Origin of the sequence: Streptomyces silaceus, assembly GCF_001419745.1 — a bacterium.
In the GTDB taxonomy this organism is placed as follows: Bacteria; Actinomycetota; Actinomycetes; order Streptomycetales; family Streptomycetaceae; genus Streptomyces; species Streptomyces silaceus.
Map to the genome: position 1 here is coordinate 1 of NZ_LIRJ01000542.1, position 778 is coordinate 778.

Here is a 778-nt window from a genome sequence, read left to right on the forward strand (position 1 = left end):
ACTTCGCCGCGAAGGAGGCCCTGGTCTTCGAACAGGACCAGGACTTCGAGCAGCGGCTCGTCCGGGCGGTCACCGACCGGGCGCCGCACGAGCCGCTCATCCCCGCGCTGCGCGACGAGATCCGGGCCATGGTGCGGCACTGCACGGCGGACGGCAGCGCTCCGATCTACCGCATGATCGACGCGTCACGCGCCCTGCGGGAGTACGAGGAGTCGATGCGGCTCCGCCACGCGGAATCGCTGGCCACGGCCCTCACCGCCGACCCCGACCTGCCCCAGAGCGCCACGGCCTGCCGCACGCTCGCGCGATTCGTCATCGACGCCTACGCGCTGGCCCGCGAGACGGCCGACCCGGACGCCGCGGTGGACGAGATCTTCCGGATGATCGAGGCGGCCTGGGACGTCGCCTGACCTTTCCTCAGTCACGCGTACACGGCGGGCGCGGAGCATCTCACTCGGTACGCAAGGCCGTGGCGGTCCGCGCCCTGGCCGCCCACCCCGCGGGCAGGAGCGCGCCCAAGGTGGCGATCAGGAGGCCGCCGAGGGCGAGCGGGAGCAGTTCGGCGCCGTGGTAGACGGCGATGACCGAGTCGGGCAGGCGCAGTCCCACGCTGTCGCCCATGGCGGGCAGGACCCGGCCGTGCAGGGCCACGCCGAGCGGTACGCCCACGGCGCCGGCGACGAGGCCGGTGACGGTGACCGAGGTGAGGACCATGGCGACGGTCTGCCGGGGGGTCATGCCGAGCGCCTTGTGCACGCCGATCTCGCGCACGCGCTCG

General features: G+C 73.5%; 2 protein-coding genes. One reads left to right on the plus strand and one right to left on the minus strand.

What is annotated here, in order from left to right:
- A partial coding sequence (locus AOK22_RS36250) for a hypothetical protein (protein WP_055702932.1) occupies positions 1-410 on the plus strand: 410 nt, incomplete at its 5' end.
- Positions 411-450: 40 nt separating this feature from the next.
- Here AOK22_RS36250 and AOK22_RS43435 read toward each other — a convergent pair.
- Positions 451-778 (minus strand): FtsX-like permease family protein (locus AOK22_RS43435; protein WP_244165252.1); only part of this gene is annotated, 328 nt, incomplete at its 5' end.